Annotated in this window: 12 protein-coding genes and 1 pseudogene; 6 read left to right on the forward strand and 7 right to left on the reverse strand. The window is 69.9% G+C overall.

What is annotated here, in order from left to right:
• Positions 1-327 precede the first annotated feature (327 nt).
• The 7 genes and pseudogenes from H2Q94_RS13845 to H2Q94_RS13875 form a co-directional block, all read right to left on the reverse strand.
• Positions 328-1,770 carry a rhamnulokinase gene (locus tag H2Q94_RS13845; protein ID WP_243795203.1) on the reverse strand — a complete coding sequence of 481 codons (1,443 nt, stop codon included), beginning with the start codon at positions 1,768-1,770 and terminating at the stop codon, positions 328-330.
• A gap of 7 nt (positions 1,771-1,777) precedes the next feature.
• Positions 1,778-3,816, reverse strand: a pseudogene (locus H2Q94_RS13850) (bifunctional aldolase/short-chain dehydrogenase).
• Between the two features lie 35 nt (positions 3,817-3,851).
• Entirely contained in the window at positions 3,852-5,027 is a 1,176-nt protein-coding gene (gene rhaI / locus H2Q94_RS13855) for an L-rhamnose isomerase (protein WP_243795204.1), read from the reverse strand.
• Positions 5,024-5,392, reverse strand: a complete 369-nt coding sequence (locus H2Q94_RS13860) for an L-rhamnose mutarotase (protein WP_243795205.1) — start codon at positions 5,390-5,392, stop codon at positions 5,024-5,026. Before H2Q94_RS13860 ends, rhaI begins: the two co-directional genes overlap by 4 nt.
• Positions 5,389-6,690, reverse strand: a complete 1,302-nt coding sequence (locus tag H2Q94_RS13865; RefSeq protein ID WP_243795206.1) for an MFS transporter — start codon at positions 6,688-6,690, stop codon at positions 5,389-5,391. Before H2Q94_RS13865 ends, H2Q94_RS13860 begins: the two co-directional genes overlap by 4 nt.
• A gap of 422 nt (positions 6,691-7,112) precedes the next feature.
• Positions 7,113-7,532: a PPOX class F420-dependent oxidoreductase gene (locus H2Q94_RS13870; RefSeq protein WP_243795207.1), complete on the reverse strand. Its 420-nt coding sequence runs from the start codon at positions 7,530-7,532 to the stop codon at positions 7,113-7,115.
• A 278-nt stretch (positions 7,533-7,810) separates the two neighbouring features.
• Positions 7,811-8,710 carry a poly(ethylene terephthalate) hydrolase family protein gene (locus tag H2Q94_RS13875; RefSeq protein WP_397545461.1) on the reverse strand — a complete coding sequence of 300 codons (900 nt, stop codon included), beginning with the start codon at positions 8,708-8,710 and terminating at the stop codon, positions 7,811-7,813.
• A 296-nt stretch (positions 8,711-9,006) separates the two neighbouring features.
• On the opposite strand from H2Q94_RS13875, the gene H2Q94_RS13880 reads away from it, so the two are divergent.
• The 6 genes from H2Q94_RS13880 to H2Q94_RS30525 all read left to right on the forward strand — a co-directional run bounded on the left by H2Q94_RS13880 (position 9,007) and on the right by H2Q94_RS30525 (position 14,554).
• A complete protein-coding gene (locus H2Q94_RS13880; RefSeq protein WP_243795208.1) occupies positions 9,007-10,428 on the forward strand; it encodes an FGGY-family carbohydrate kinase in 1,422 nt (473 codons plus the stop codon).
• Positions 10,425-11,327 carry a hypothetical protein gene (locus H2Q94_RS13885; protein ID WP_243795209.1) on the forward strand — a complete coding sequence of 301 codons (903 nt, stop codon included), beginning with the start codon at positions 10,425-10,427 and terminating at the stop codon, positions 11,325-11,327. The genes H2Q94_RS13880 and H2Q94_RS13885 overlap by 4 nt, the downstream gene beginning before the upstream one ends.
• 275 nt (positions 11,328-11,602) lie before the next feature.
• Positions 11,603-12,982: a sugar porter family MFS transporter gene (locus H2Q94_RS13890; protein WP_243795211.1), complete on the forward strand. Its 1,380-nt coding sequence runs from the start codon at positions 11,603-11,605 to the stop codon at positions 12,980-12,982.
• Entirely contained in the window at positions 12,979-13,584 is a 606-nt protein-coding gene (locus H2Q94_RS13895; protein ID WP_243795214.1) for a P-loop nucleotide/nucleoside kinase family protein, read from the forward strand. The genes H2Q94_RS13890 and H2Q94_RS13895 overlap by 4 nt, the downstream gene beginning before the upstream one ends.
• On the forward strand, positions 13,533-14,090 hold the full coding sequence (locus H2Q94_RS30520) for a LacI family DNA-binding transcriptional regulator (protein ID WP_258718698.1): 558 nt from the start codon (positions 13,533-13,535) through the stop codon (positions 14,088-14,090). Before H2Q94_RS13895 ends, H2Q94_RS30520 begins: the two co-directional genes overlap by 52 nt.
• On the forward strand, positions 14,081-14,554 hold the full coding sequence (locus H2Q94_RS30525) for a substrate-binding domain-containing protein (RefSeq protein ID WP_258718712.1): 474 nt from the start codon (positions 14,081-14,083) through the stop codon (positions 14,552-14,554). Before H2Q94_RS30520 ends, H2Q94_RS30525 begins: the two co-directional genes overlap by 10 nt.
• Positions 14,555-14,610: the final 56 nt, after the last annotated feature.

Consider the following 14,610-nt stretch of genomic DNA (forward strand, 5'->3'; position numbering starts at 1 on the left):
GGGAAAACCACCCGACCGGGCAGCCGCATGGCACGGATGCGCCATGCGGAAACCCTTTCAGCGCAACCGGATTCGGCATGCCCGGCCCGGCTCGCACGATCGGCCTAGCGACCCTTGCGGGATGGGCTGCGCAGTGGCTCGGGTGGCGGAACTTCAGCGGCTTCCTCGCTGCGGGATCGATTTCTCAGGTAGGCCCCTACGCAGTGAAATCGTTGTCCTCGCGAGGAAGCCGCTGAGAACCCGCCGGTGATCGGTCTGCTCAAGCTGGTCGCTGCTCAGCGGCGCCGCTGACAAGACACGGAGCAAAGCCCGTTCTGCAGGGAATCCTCAGCGGGTGCCGTGCCACGCCCCGGCGGACGAAACCGGTTCGTAGCGGATCGGCGTACAGGTGCGGCGCACCAGGTCCCGCATCGATTCCAGGCTGCCCCGCAGCGCACCCACGGCTCGGGCCTGCACGAGCACGTTGCCCAGGGCGGTGGCTTCCACCGGACCGGCGAGCACCAGCCGCCCGGTGCGGTCGGCGGTCAGCCTGCACAGCAGGGCGTTCTGCGACCCGCCGCCGACCATGTGCACAGTGGACAGTGCGCGGCCGGTGATCCGCTCCAGGAGATCGATCGACTCCGCGTAGGCGGTGGCGAGGCTCTCCAGGATGCAGCGCACGAATTCGGCGCGAGTGCCTGGGACCGGCAGGTCGTGTTCGGTCAACCAGGCCGAGATGCGGACGGGCATGTCGCCCGGCGGCAGGAACCTCGCGTCGTTCGGGTCGAACTCGGCGACTCGGCCCGGCGGGATCTCGGCCGCCGCGGCCAACAACGATTCCAGGTCGATCGCCGGGTCGGACCGGCGCCAGTGCTCCACCGACTCGGTGAGCAGCCACAGGCCCATCACGTTGTGCAGGTACCGGATTCGGCCGTCGACGCCGAGCTCGTTGGTGAAGTTCGCCGCCCGGCCCTGTTCGGAGAACACCGGCCGATCCAGTTCCGCACCGACCAACGACCAGGTGCCGCAGGAGATGTACGCGAACGACTCGTCCCGCGCGGGCACCGCCACCACCGCTGACGCGGTGTCGTGCGAACCGACCGCCGTGACCGCCAGCCCGTCCGTACCGAGCCGCTCGGCCGCGTCGGGGGAGAGCTCGCCGATCCGCTCGCCCGGCGTGATGAGCGGCGGCAGCAGGTTCCGGTCGACGGCGAGGCGGTCCAGCAACGCCCCGGACCAGTTCGACGTCCGCGCGTCGAGCAGACCGGTCGTGGAGGCGTTGGTGCGCTCCGCGACCTGCTCGCCGGTGAGCCAGTACGCCAGCAGATCCGGGATGAGCAGCATCCGGTCGGCCAGCTGCAGGAACCCGGTCCGGCGGTCCGCGGCGAGCTGGAACGTGGTGTTGAACGGCAGGTGCTGCAAGCCGTTCACCTCGTACAACTCGGCCGGACCGACCAGCTCGTGCACGTCCGCCACCGCCGCCGCGTTGCGGTCGTCGCGGTAGTGGTGCGGCATCCCGAGCATCCGTCCGCCGCGCAGCAGCGCGTAGTCCACGGCCCACGAGTCGATGCCGACGCTCGCGAGGTCCGCTTCTCGCAGTGCCCGTTCCACGCCCGCGCACACCTCGCGGTAGAGCTCCAGCATGTTCCAGTGCAGCGAGTCCCGGATGCGCACGGGCCGGTTCGCGAACCGGGCCACCGTGCGCACCCGCAGCTCGTCCGGGCCGACGTGACCGAGCATCACGCGCCCGCTGGTGGCGCCCAGATCGACCGCGGCGACCGCTTCGCTCATGCCCGCCTCACCTCAGGAACGCCGCGGCGACGCCCGCGTCCACCGGGACGTGCAGGCCCGTGGTGTGGCTCAGGTCGCCGCCGAGCAGCGCGAACACGGCGTTCGCGACGTGCTCCGGGAGCACTTCGCGCTTGAGCAGGGTGCGCTGGGCGTAGAACTCGCCCAGGTTCTCCTCCTCGACGCCGTAGACCTTCGCCCGCTGCGCTCCCCAGCCGCCGGCGAAGATGCCGCTGCCGCGCACCACGCCGTCCGGGTTGACGCCGTTGACGCGGATCGCGTGCCCGCCGAGTTCGGCGGCCAGCAACCGAACCTGGTGCGCCTGGTCGGCTTTCGTGGCGGAGTAGGCGATGTTGTTCGGCCCGGCGAACACGCCGTTCTTCGACACGATGTAGACGATGTCGCCGCCGAGGTCCTGCTCGATGAGCACCTTCGCGGCCGCCTTGCTGACCAGGAACGAGCCCTTCGCCATCACGTCGTGCTGGAGGTCCCAGTCGGCCGCGGTCGTCTCCAGCAGCGGTTTCGACAGCGACAGCCCGGCGTTGTTCACCACCACGTCGATTCCGCCGAACGCGAGCACCGCCGCGTCGACGGCGGCGGCCACGGCACCCTCGTCGGTGACGTTCGCACCGACGCCCACGGCCACGTCCGCCGAACCGAGTTCGGCCGCGGCTTCCCGGGCTTTGGTCTCGTCGAGGTCGGCGAGCACCACGTTGGCCCCGTCGCGGGCGAGGCGGGCGGCGGTGGCCTTGCCGATGCCGGAGGCCGCCCCGGTGACCAGTGCGACCTTCGTCGCCAGCGGCTTCGGCGCCGGGCGTCGGCGCAGTTTCGCCTCCTCCAGCGCCCAGTACTCGATGCGGAACTTCTCCCGCTCGTCGATGGGGAGTAGGTGGACAGCGCCTCCGCCCCGCGCATCACGTTGATGGCGTTGACGTAGAACTCCCCGGCGACGCGGGCAGTCTGCTTGTCGCCGCCGTAGCTGAACATGCCGACGCCGGGGATCAGCACGATCGCCGGGTCAGCGCCGCGCATCGGCGGCGAATCGGGATCCGCGTGGCGCCGGTAGTAGGCGGCGTAGTCCTCGCGGTACTGCGCGTGCAGCTCCTTGAGCCGCTGCACGGACTCCTCGACCGAAGCGGTCGCGGGCAGGTCGAGCACCAGTGGTTTCACCTTGGTGCGCAGGAAGTGGTCGGGGCAGCTGGTACCGAGCTCCGCCAGCCGGGGATGCTCGGCGCGGGCCAGGAACTCCAGCACCTCCGGCCCGTCGGTGAAGTGCCCGACCTGACGCTTGTCGGTGCTGACGAGGCCGCGCAGCACCGGCGCGAGCGCGGCGGCCCTGGCCCGGCGCTGCTGTTCGGGCAGCGGTTCGTACCCGTCGAGCACGGCGCCGAACGGTTCCGGCCTGCCGTGCGCGTGGATGTGCTCGGCGGCGGTGTTGATGATCCACCGCGAGTTGCGCTCGCACTCGTCGCTGCTCGCACCCCATGCCGTGATGCCGTGCCCGCCGAGGACGGTGCCGATGGCTTCGGGATGCGACCGCTTGATCTCGGCGATGTCCTGCCCGAGCTGCCAACCGGGGCGCCGCCACGGCACCCACACGACCTTCCCGCCGAAGATCTCGCGGGTCAGTTCCGGGCCGTCGGCGGCGGTGGCGATGGCGATTCCGCTGTCGGGATGCAGGTGATCGACGTGGTCGGCATCCACCAGCCCGTGCATCGCGGTGTCGATCGAGGGCGCTGCACCGCCTTTGCCGTGCAGCGTGTAGTCGAACGCCGCGACCATCTCGTCTTCGCGGTCCACCCCGGGATACACCCCGGACAGCGTGTGCAGCCGGTCCAGGCGGAGCACGGCGAGGCCCTGTTCGGTGAGCGTCCCCAGGTCACCGCCGGAACCCTTCACCCACATCAGCTCGACCGGTTCGCCGGTGACGGGATCGGCGTCCTGGCCCTTCGCGGAGGTGTTGCCGCCCGCGTAGTTGGTGTTCCTCGGATCGGCGCCCAGCCGGTTGCTCCGGGCGATCAGGTCTTCGACGGCGTTGGAATTCGCCATGACGGCAACGCTTTCCTCTCCTGCTCGGTCGGACATCAAGCTCCCCATCCGGCCTGCGCGCCGCCGACGCGCTGCTCGGCGAGGTACTGCCGGTGACCGGATTCCGCGTAGGCGCGCATCGGTTCCGCGGGCAGCCCGCGGGAAGCGCGCCACTCGGCCAGCGCCGGACGCACGTCGGTCTGGAACGCGTCCATCAGCACCTCGTTCGCGCCCAGCACGTCGTGGGAGTCCTGCGCTTTCGCGAGCGCCGCGCGGTCGACCAGCAGTGCCCGCGCCGTCATCTCCTGCACGTTGAGCACCGACCGGATCTGCGCGGGGATCTTCTCCTCCACGTTGTGGCACTGGTCGAGCATGAAGCGCACCGGCGAGCCTTCGTCGAGGCCGCCGCCCGCCACGACCTCGTGCAGCACCCGGAACAGCTGGAACGGATCGGCCGCTCCGACGATCAGGTCGTCGTCGGCGTAGAAGCGGGAGTTGAAGTCGAACGAACCGAGCTTTCCCAGGCGCAGCAACTGCATCACGATGAACTCGATGTTGGTGCCGGGCGCGTGGTGCCCGGTGTCCAGGCAGGTGAACGCGCGGTCCCCGAGCGCGTTGACCTGGACGAACGACGTTCCCCAGTCGGGCACGTCGGTGTGGTAGAAGGCCGGTTCGAAGAACTTGTACTCCAGCACGAGGCGCTGATCCTCGTCGAGTCGCGCGTAGATCTCGGCCAAGGACTCGGCGAGCCGGTCCTGCCTGGCGCGCAACGAATCCTGGCCGGGGTAGTTGGTGCCGTCGGCGAGCCAGATCTTGAGGTCCGTGGATCCGGTGGCGTGCATGATGTCGATGCACCGGAAGTGCTGGTCGATGGCCTTGCGCCGCACCGCCGCGTCGGAATGGGTGAGGCTGCCGAACTTGTAGTCCTCGTCCTGGAACGTGTTCGAGTTGATCGTGCCCAGCTGCACCCCGAGTTCCTCGGCGTGCGATTTGAGGGAGCCGAAGTCGTCGACCGCGTCCCACGGGATGTGCAGCGCGACGACGGGAGCGAGCCCGGTGAGCTCGTGCACCTTCGCCGCGTCGGCGATCTTCTCCTGCGGGGTGCGCGGCGTTCCCGGTGTGCCGAACACCTTGAACCGGGTTCCCGAGTTGCCGAACGCCCAGCTCGGCAGCTCGATGGCCTGGCGAGCGAGGGTGTCGGTGATCTCCTCGAAACGAGGCGGGGTGCTCATGCGCGTTCTCCTTCGCACGAATCGGTTTCCGACAGGTCGGTGAGTTGGTCAGCCAGGTGGAAGACCTCCTCGAGCGGGGTCGCCGTCTGGTCGGCGCGTCCGCCGTCTCCGACGAACAGGTCCGCCATGTGCCGCTCCCAGCGCGCGGCCACCGGCGAGGCGGCGAGGTGGGCATCGGAGCCGGCGACGGAGTCCGTCTCGTAATAGCCGATGAGCAGTCCGTCCGGACGCAGGAACAGCGAATAGTTGCGCCGTCCCGACGCTTCGAGCTCGCGCAGCATGTCGGGCCACACGGCGGCGTGGCGCCGCCGGTACTCGTCGAGCCGGTCGGGGTCGACCTGGAGCTGGAAGCACACGCGGGTCACGACGCCACCACCGCGCCATCGGTGCTCCCCGGCGTGGCGCCGTAGCGCTCCCGTTCGATCTGCTGCAGGCTCTTGCCCTGCGTTCGCGGTGCCCACACGGTGCCGATGAGCAGCGACGCGACCAGGAACCCGAGGATGAGCACGCCGAGTCCGCGCAGTCCGATCTGCGTCAGCAGCGCGGGGAATCCGACGCTGAGCAACCCGACCAGCACTCGCGCCGCCAGGAACAGCACGCCCTGCGCGCTGGCCCGGTACCGCGTCGCGAACAGTTCACTGGCCCACAACCCGTAGAACGCCTGCGCGCCGATGCCCGAGGACACGCCCCAGCCGACGGCGAACACGAGCAGGGTGACGGTGTTCGCGGGCGCGTAGATCAACGCGGCCCAGGCGAGCACACCGAGCGCGGCGCCGGTGAAGTACAACCACCGGCGGCTCACCCGGTCGGCGAGCAGCATGAATCCGAAGTAGGTCGCCACGCTCGTGCAGCCCCACACGAGGACCTGCAGCAGGTACTGCTCGGTCACCGAGGTGATGCCGACCGCGTCGTACACCCGGGGCTGGAAGATCCCCGCCTGCCCCGCGACCGCGTTCCACAGCGCGTACACGCCGAACAGGAACAGCATCGCCAGCAGGTTCGTCTTCTTGCTGAACAGTCCGCGCACGCTGCTGCGGAAGGTGACCTGCCCGGCGTCGTTGCGGCTGCGCCACAGCGAGGATTCCGCGAGCCCACGCCGCACCCACCACGTCACGGCCGCCACGACGAACAGGTGCAGGAAGATCAAGCGGCTGCCGAGCAGGCCGAGCGGGGCGACCACGACGGCCAGCAGGTATCCGAGCGTCGGCCCGATCGACCAGGCGAGCTGCGCGGCGCCGACGTGCGCGGCCCGCTTGTCGTGCGGGGCTTCCTCGGCGATGTAGGTCCAGGAGGCGGTCACGCCCGCTCCGACGGCGATGCCGGTGAGCACGAAGGCGGTCAGCAGCATCCCGAAGGACGTGGCGAACACCGCCAGCAGCACTCCCAGCATGTACAGCAGCAGGTCGTAGGTGTAGATGAACTTGCGGCCGTAGCGGTCGCACAGCGGCCCGCCGATGGCGGCTCCCGCGGCGGCGCCGAACGCGTTCGCGCTCAGCGCGGCGAGTAACCCGACGGCGAGGTCGTCCAGGCCGAAGCGTTCCTGCCAGAGGCTGAGACTGGTGGCGATCGCGATGATCGAGCCTGCCTCGATGTAGTTCGACATGGCCACGGCGATCGTCGCGCGCCACCCGGTCGTGCTCGTGCTACCGAATCGGACCCCCATTGGTCCTCCTGTCCATCGGCTCTGACGTCGCAGGTTCGGCGGCGGACACCACCGAGTTGTGAAACGTTTCAAGCAGTGGCACGCACGATAGGGCGAGTCATGAGCACGAGGCAAGACCCGTGTGGTCCAGCGACGCCTGCTCCAACCGCGAACGTCCGCATCCGCCGTGGCTCGTCGCCCGCGAGCCTCTAGCGACGAATGCCCCTTTGCCTGGTCCTGCTGGGCAAAGAGGGCATTCGCCTGAACCGGAGCGGCGGGGCGGTCGCGGAGGCCGCGGATGGCGGCTCGGTTCGACGGGCGGGGAGGAGTGGCCGCCCGAATGTGTAACGATTAAACTCTGGTGGATTCGAGCCGCGGCCGAGGTGGCCCGCGGTCGTGCCGAGCGGCCGGGCGGAGCCGGCCGGTTCTGGTGCGGAGCCGGGTCAGCCGGCCTGGTTGCTGTCCTTGTGGCTGCCCCAGCCGTGCCAGCGGTCGATCTCGATCAGCGCGGTCAGGCGCTTCCGGTCCCGGTTGTGGTACTGGGTCCCGAGGTAGTGCTCGGCCAGCCGGTCGATGTCGGTCAGGCCGGTGTCCTCGCGCAGTTCGGTGACGCGGCCGAGCAGGGTGACGTGGGTGTACCAGTCCTCGTTGTCGAGCACGGTCAGCGTGACCCTCGGGTCACGGCGGATGTGGTCCAGCCGCTTGCGGCCCTCGTCCATGTTGACCAGCACCTTGTCGTTCTCCCACAGGTACCAGGTGGCCGCCGAGACCGGCTGTCCGTCCGAGCGCAACGTCGTGATGGTCGACGGGTTCGGTTTGCGCAGCAGGGCGATCGTGTCGTCGGGGAGCGGCGGTGCGGACATGTGGTCCTCCTCGGATCGGCGTGGTCGTGCGAACCGTGGCCAACGTACCGGCGCTCGCGGCCCGGCGCCCGCAACGCCCGGTCGAGAACGGGCAGCGCTTCGGCCGACGGATCAACGGTCTCGTGTCACGCCGCAAGAAACGGGTCGGGACGGGCGAGCATGCGTCCATGATGGATGGGTCTCGGCCGAGCCGGGTTTCCGCGATTCCGAGGCAGGGGCCGCAACGCGCGATCGCCGCCGCACCGCGCGGGCGCGACGGCGATCGATGCGCGACCGGATCAGTCGATCGGGCAGGTGTCCCGGTACTCCGCGATCTCCGAACCGCTCGGCGGCGGGCACAGGAACCGGTCGTAGCGGGTGTCCTCGTCGACGAAGCGCTTCAGCCAGGCGATGCTGGACTTCGCGATGGTCGTGTTGTCGGCGTTCGGGGCGAGGTGCCCGGCCCCGGCCAGCTCCAGGTACGCCTTGTCCGGTGAGTCGGGCAGGCTCTCGTAGAACGGTTCCGAGTGGGTGTCGACCGGAGCGACGGTGTCGTTCTCGGCGCCGATGATGAGCGTCGGCGTCCGCACCGCCGACCAGTCCTGCACGGTGTTCCAGGGCGTCAGCGGAATCGAGGCCTTCAAGTCCGGGTCGTTGACGGTCGCCTGCAGCGAGCCGCCACCGCCCATCGAATGGCCCATCACGCCGAGCCGATCCGGGTCGATGCGGTCGCGCACGGCGGGCTCGGTGCTCAGGTGGTCGAGCGCGGCGAGCAGCTGGTCGGCCCGCGAATCGGGACGGTCGTAGGGGCTGAGGGTGTCGATCGTGAACACCACGAAGCCTTGCGACGCCAACCTGGGGCCGTACCAGGACATCGTGGACTGGTCCCCGGTGTAGCCGGGGGAGACGGCCACGGCGCCGAAGGTGCCTTCGGAGGTGTCGGTGGGGTAGTAGATCGTGCCACCGCCGAACCCGTCGGCGCTGATGCGGGACACGACTTCCTGCTCGACGTCGAACGAACCGAGGGGGGCTTCGATGCTCTCGTCGGTCGGGTCGGGTCCGCGCTGGTAGGAGTCGTCGGCGGCGTGGGCGATCGGCGAGCCACCGGCCAGCATGCCGAGCAGCGCCGTCAGGGCGATCAGACTCCGGCGCCCGCGGAGCCGGCCGGTGGTGGGAGATGAGGGCGACGTTGCAGTCATGAACCACGCCTTTCTCGAAGTGGATCGGCATCGCGGTGTGCACTGCGGACACCGGGTGATCACTCCTGGTGCCTGAATGATCACGTTTCGATGATGTTGCCCGTTACCTACTGGCGCGTCAAGAAAACGATCGTGCCGTTGCGGCGTACATCCCGGTATCCCGAGTGCGGCGAGGTGCGAATGACATCGATGTCCATGGTGAATCGAGAAAGAATTGACATCGATGACATCGCGCAGGTTCCATCGATCCCAGCCGGCAAGGAGGCCGGCGTTGTGGCCCGAAGGAGCGTGCCGAGGTGGACTTCGCACCGACCGAAGCGGTCGTCGGCGTCGACGTGGGCAGCACGGAGATCAAGGTGCTGGTAGCCGATCGACGCGGCGGGACGTTGAGCCTCCGGCGAACGCCGACGGACTGGCGCCGCGCTTCCCGGGGGCACAGCGAATTGCCCGCCGACGTGCTCCTGGCCAGGGTTCTGTCCACAGTGTCCAGTGCGGTGCAGGTGGCCGAGCGATCCGCCCGCGGCCTCCGCGTCGCGGCGGTCGCGGTGACGGGGATGGCCGAGTCCGGAGTCCTGCTGGATCGGCAGGGCACACCGCTGCACCCGATCATCGCGTGGTTCGACCAGCGCGGCGGAGCCGAACTCACCGCCCTCCCCGGAGACCTGACGCGCGAGTTCAGCGCGCACACGGGACTTCCGCTGAGCCCGCTGTGCTCGTTCGCGAAGCTGAACTGGCTCGTCGAGCAGGGCCTGCCACCGCGCGAAGCGGGGCGCTGGCTCAACGTTCCCGAGTACGTCGCGCACGCGCTGGGAGCGGCGGCGATCACCGAGCCGTCGCTGGCGTCCCGGACCGGACTGCTCGACCAGGCCACTCAGCAGCCGTGGATCCCGGCGCTGGACCACCTCGGGCTCGCCGCTTCGGTGCTGCCGCCGCTCACCCCGGCCGGGACGCCGATCGGGAAGGTCGAGCACCCCGGGGTGCCGGAGTCGGTGCGCGGCGCGGTGCTCGGCGTCGCCGGGCACGATCACCCGGTCGCCTCGGTCGCCGGCGGTGTCTGGCACGGCGAGCACCTCTTCGACTCCTGCGGCACATCCGAGGCCCTGCTGCGCGTCGCATCCACGCCGCTGCGCGATGACCAGCGCGAACGGCTCACCGACGAAGGCATCGCGCAAGGCATGCACGTGCTGCCGGACCGCTGGATCCTGCTCGGCGGCACCCGCGGCGGCCTGCTGCTCGACCAGGTTCTGGCGCTGCTGGGGCGCAAGGAACAACCGGGCCGGGCCGAACTCGACGCGCAGTGGCTCACCGCTCCTCCCGACGGTGGCTCCGTCCTGGTCAGCGGAGCGCACGCGCGCAGCGAGCACGTCGACGTCCGGCTCGGCGAGGACACCAGCCCGCTGCGGGTGTGGTCGGCGGCGCTGTCGCACGCCATGGCGGAGACCGACGCGGTGATCGACCTGATGGCCGCCGAAGCCGGACCGCACGAGCACGTCACCGCGGCCGGCGGCTGGACCCGGATGGGCAGCTTCCGCGCCGCGAAGCAGCGCAGCCTTCCCGACGTGCGCTACTCCCGCATCGACCAGCCCAGCGCCTATGGCGCCGCCATCTTCGCCGCCCGAGCCGCAGCGCACGAGGACGGCGACTCCGCGGTGTCCGCAGTGGACATCGCCCGTCTTTTCACCGACAACACCCTCGAAACCATCGGAGCAGAACCATGACCGCGGCCCTCGCCGACATCGCCCAGTCCGACGGCACGTTCGCCATCGTCGCGCTCGACCAGCGCAACACGTTGCGGCGCATGTTCACCGCCGCGAACCAACCCATCGACGACGATCTGCTGCGCTCGTTCAAGGGCGACGTGGTGGGCGGGCTCTCGCCCAGCGCCAGCGGCCTGCTCGTCGACCCCGACTTCGGCGTTCCGGCCGCCGTGACGGACGGCAACCTCGCGCCGGGCGCCGGACTCGCGGTGGCCGCCGAGCCGTCCGACCGCGGCAAGTTCGGCGACGAGCCGCTCACCCGCCGGGAACCGGCGCAGAACGCTCAATGGGTGCGCGACATGGGCGGGCACGCCGTGAAGTTCTTCGTGCAGCTCCGAGCCGACCGGGACCGCGGTCTCGGCGGGCGGGACGTCTCGGCGGAGGCCGTGGACGCCGCCGCCGAGGTCGTCGCGGACTGCCGGGCCGACGGCGTGCCCTCGGTGATCGAGAACCTGATCTACCGGCTGCCCGGCGAGGACGAGCTGTCCCCGCAGGCCCGCGCCGACGCGATCATCGAGTCCGCCCGCGCGCTCGACGAACTCAAGCCCGACCTGCTGAAGCTGGAGTATCCGGGTTCGGCCGAGGCGTGCCGGCGGCTCGCCGAAGTCGTGAGCGTTCCGTGGGTCGTGCTCTCGGCTGGAGTCGGTTTCGACGAATTCCAGGACGTGCTGCGGGTCTCCTGCGACGAGGGCGGTGCCTCCGGATTCATCGCCGGACGCGCGTTCTGGAAGGACGCGGTCGCCCTCGACCAGCCCGACCGCCGTCCGTACCTCGCCGACACCGCCCGTCGCAGGCTCGACCAGTGCGTGACGGCCATCGACGGCCGAGCAACCCCCTGGACCGCCCTCACCGCTGCCTGACCGTTCCCGGATGGCTTGCGTAGGTGTCCGGTAGCGGAACCTCAGCGGCTTCCTCGCTGCGGGATCGATTTCTGGCGTATGCCGATACGCGGCGAAATCGCTGTCCTCGCGAGGAAGCCGCTGAGAACCCGCCGGTGGTCGGTCTGCTCAAGCTGGTCGCTGCTCAGCGGCTTCGCCGCTGACAAGACACAGATCAAAAGATCATCTTTTTCAGGACTCCTGAACCCTGATTTCGCTCTTTCCCGGCAGTGTCGCCGGAGAAATGAGGTTCGACCGTGGCAACCACGTCACTCGATCCCGCACCACCCTCCCGGGCTGCCGGGAAGGCCGTGACCGGAGCCGCGATCGTCGCGGCGCTCGGCGGCCTGCTGTTCGGCTATGACACCGGTGTCATCTCGGCCGCTCTGCTCTACATCGCTCCGGAGTTCCAGCTCTCCGAGCTGTGGCAGCAGGTCGTGGTCGCCTCGCTGCTGGTCGGGGCGATCGTCGGCGTCGGGCTCGGCGGCGTCATCGCCGACGCGCTGGGTCGCAGACGCACCCTGTCGATCACCAGCGTGGTGTTCACCGCCGGCGCGATCGTCTCGGCGTTGGCGCCGGATCTGGCGACGCTGCTCGGTTCGCGCCTGCTGCTCGGTTTCGCCATCGGCACCGCCTCGCTGTCGGTACCCGCCTACATCGCCGAGATCGCGCCGCCGGAAAAGCGCGGCAGCCTGGTGTCGATCAACCAGATCATGATCAGCTCCGGGATCCTGCTGTCCTACCTGTCCGGATTCGTGCTCGCGGAAGCGGGAGCGTGGCGCTGGATGCTGGGACTGGCCGGAATCCCGTCGCTGCTGATGTTCTTCGGCCTGTTCCGGCTGCCGGAGAGTCCGCGCTGGCTGGTCTCGCGCGGGCGGCTGGACGAGGCGCGCGAGGTGCTGCGGCGCATCGTCGGCGCCGACCGCGTCGACTCGGAGCTGCGGACGTTGTCCTCGGCGGTCACCGCCGAGAACGACGTGACCTACCGGGACGTGCTCAAGCCCGCGATGCGCCCGGCGATCTACCTCGGCATCGGCGTGGCCGCGGTGAACCAGCTCGTCGGCGTCAACGCGATCACCTACTACGCGCCGACGCTGTTGACGAAGGCCGGTTTCGGGGCGTCCGCGGCGATCCTGTCGTCGGTGGGCATCGGGGTGGCCAACGTCGTGTTCACCCTCGTCGGCCTGCTGTTGGTGGACCGGATCGGCCGCAGGCCGCTGCTGCTGGTGGGGCTCGGCGGGGTCGTCGTGTCGCTGGTGGGGATCGGACTGCTCTACGCGGTGACCGATCTCAGCGGCGGTTGGGGAATCGCGCTGGTCGCGTTGCTGATCACCTACGAGGCGATGTTCTCGGCGAGCATCGGCCTGGCCATGTGGCTGATCAACAGCGAGATCTTCCCGACCGCGCTGCGCGGCAAGGCGGGCAGCTTCGGCATGTTCACCCACTGGGGCCTGAACCTGATCATCTCGCTGACCGTGCTGAGCGCCTTCGAGGCGTTCACGCCCAGCGGGCTGTTCTGGCTCTACGCGGTGTTCGGCCTGATCGGCTTCTGCTACCTGAAGAAGTACCTGCCGGAGACCCGCAACCGCACGCTGGAAGAGGTCGAGGCGATCCTGCCGGCCAGGGCGCGGAAATGAGTCCGCTCGCCGTGTTCGTCTCCGGTGCTCCGGCCAGCGGCAAGACCACGCTGGCCGGGGCGTTGGCCGAGCGGCTGGGCGCCGCGCTGCTCGACCTCGACGTCGTCACCGGGCCGCTGACCACCCTGCTGGGCGAGGTCAGCGGCGCGGGGGCCGCCCCGGACCATCCGTGGATGCGGGAACACGCCCGAGGTGCCCGGTACGAATCCCTGCTGGGTACGGCGTTGGACACGCTGCGAGCCGGAACCTCGGCGGTGCTGGTCGCACCGTTCACCGCCGAACGCGCCGACCCGCGGCGGTGGGAGGCGACCGCCGAACGGGTCCGCGCGGTGGGCGCGGATCCGCTGCTGGTGTGGGTGGACTGCCCACCGGAGCTGATCGTGTCCCGGATGCGCCACCGCGCCGCCGCCCGAGACGCGAACAAGCCGGCCGAACCGGCCGCGCGCACGGAACCGCCGACCACACCCCACGTTAGAGTGGACGCGACCCGGCCGATCGCCGAACAGCTCGCCGAGCTGGACTTGTGCGGCCCGAGCGAAAGGAACCCGGCGTGCCTGGAGGCAACGTCACGCTCTACGACGTGGCCACCGCGGCCGGAGTGAGCCCGAAGACCGTCTCGCGAGTGATCAACGGGGCGGCCGGTGTCTCCGAGAGCACTCGGGACCAGGTGCAGAGCACCATCAAGGAGCTGAACTACCGCCCGAACTTCCACGCCCGCTCGCTGCGGGTGGGCCGCGACGAGGCGATCGGTGTGGTCCTGGAATCGCTGTCGGACCCGTTCTTCGCCGAGATGGCCAGCGTCATCGAGCAGAGCGCGCTGGAGCGCGGCCACGCGGTGCTCGTCTCCAGCGTCGGCGGCGACCCGGAACGCGAGCACGGGCTGGTGGAAAGCCTGCTGCAACGCCAGGTCTCCGGCCTGATCATGGTTCCGGTGAGCCGGGACCAGAGCTACCTGCGGGCCGTCGCGGGCAGCACGCCGGTGGTGTTCGCGGACCGACCGGCCCGCCCCGCGACCGAGCTCGGCACCACCGTCCTCGGGACGATTTCGGCGCGGCGGAGGCCGCCACCAGGCACCTGCTGCACTCCGGGCACACCCGGATCGCGCTGATCGGCGACCGGCCCGACGTCTACACCACCGGCGAACGGATCCGCGGCTACCGCAGCGCGATGGAGTCCTCCCGCGTCGGAGTGGACGAAAACCTCGTCAAGACCGGCCTTTCCAGCGCCACGGAAGCACGTAGCGCGCTCGACGATCTGCTCCGCTCGCTGGAGCCGCCGACGGCGGTGCTGTCGTCGAACGCGCGCTGCTCGCTCGGCGTGGTGCCCGCGCTGCACGCCCGCGGACGCCCGGACATCGCGTTCATCAGCTTCGGCGACTTCCCGATGGCGGAGTCGCTGTACCCGGCGGTCACCGTCGTCGACCAGGCCCCCGACCTCATCGCTCGCACCGTCACCGAAGAGCTTTTCAAACAACTCGACGGCACCACGGGAACCGGCGAGACCCTGACCCTCCCCCTCCGACTCAACGCCCGCGGCTCGGGTGAGATCCCGCTGTCGGCGGTGGGGAGGTAGCCGGTCGGACCAGATCGCCGGGGTCCGGTTGCTTGCTCGAGGTCAGCCGTGGTGGT

It is taken from the genome of Saccharopolyspora gloriosae (genome assembly GCF_022828475.1).
GTDB lineage: Bacteria > Actinomycetota > Actinomycetes > Mycobacteriales > Pseudonocardiaceae > Saccharopolyspora_C > Saccharopolyspora_C gloriosae_A.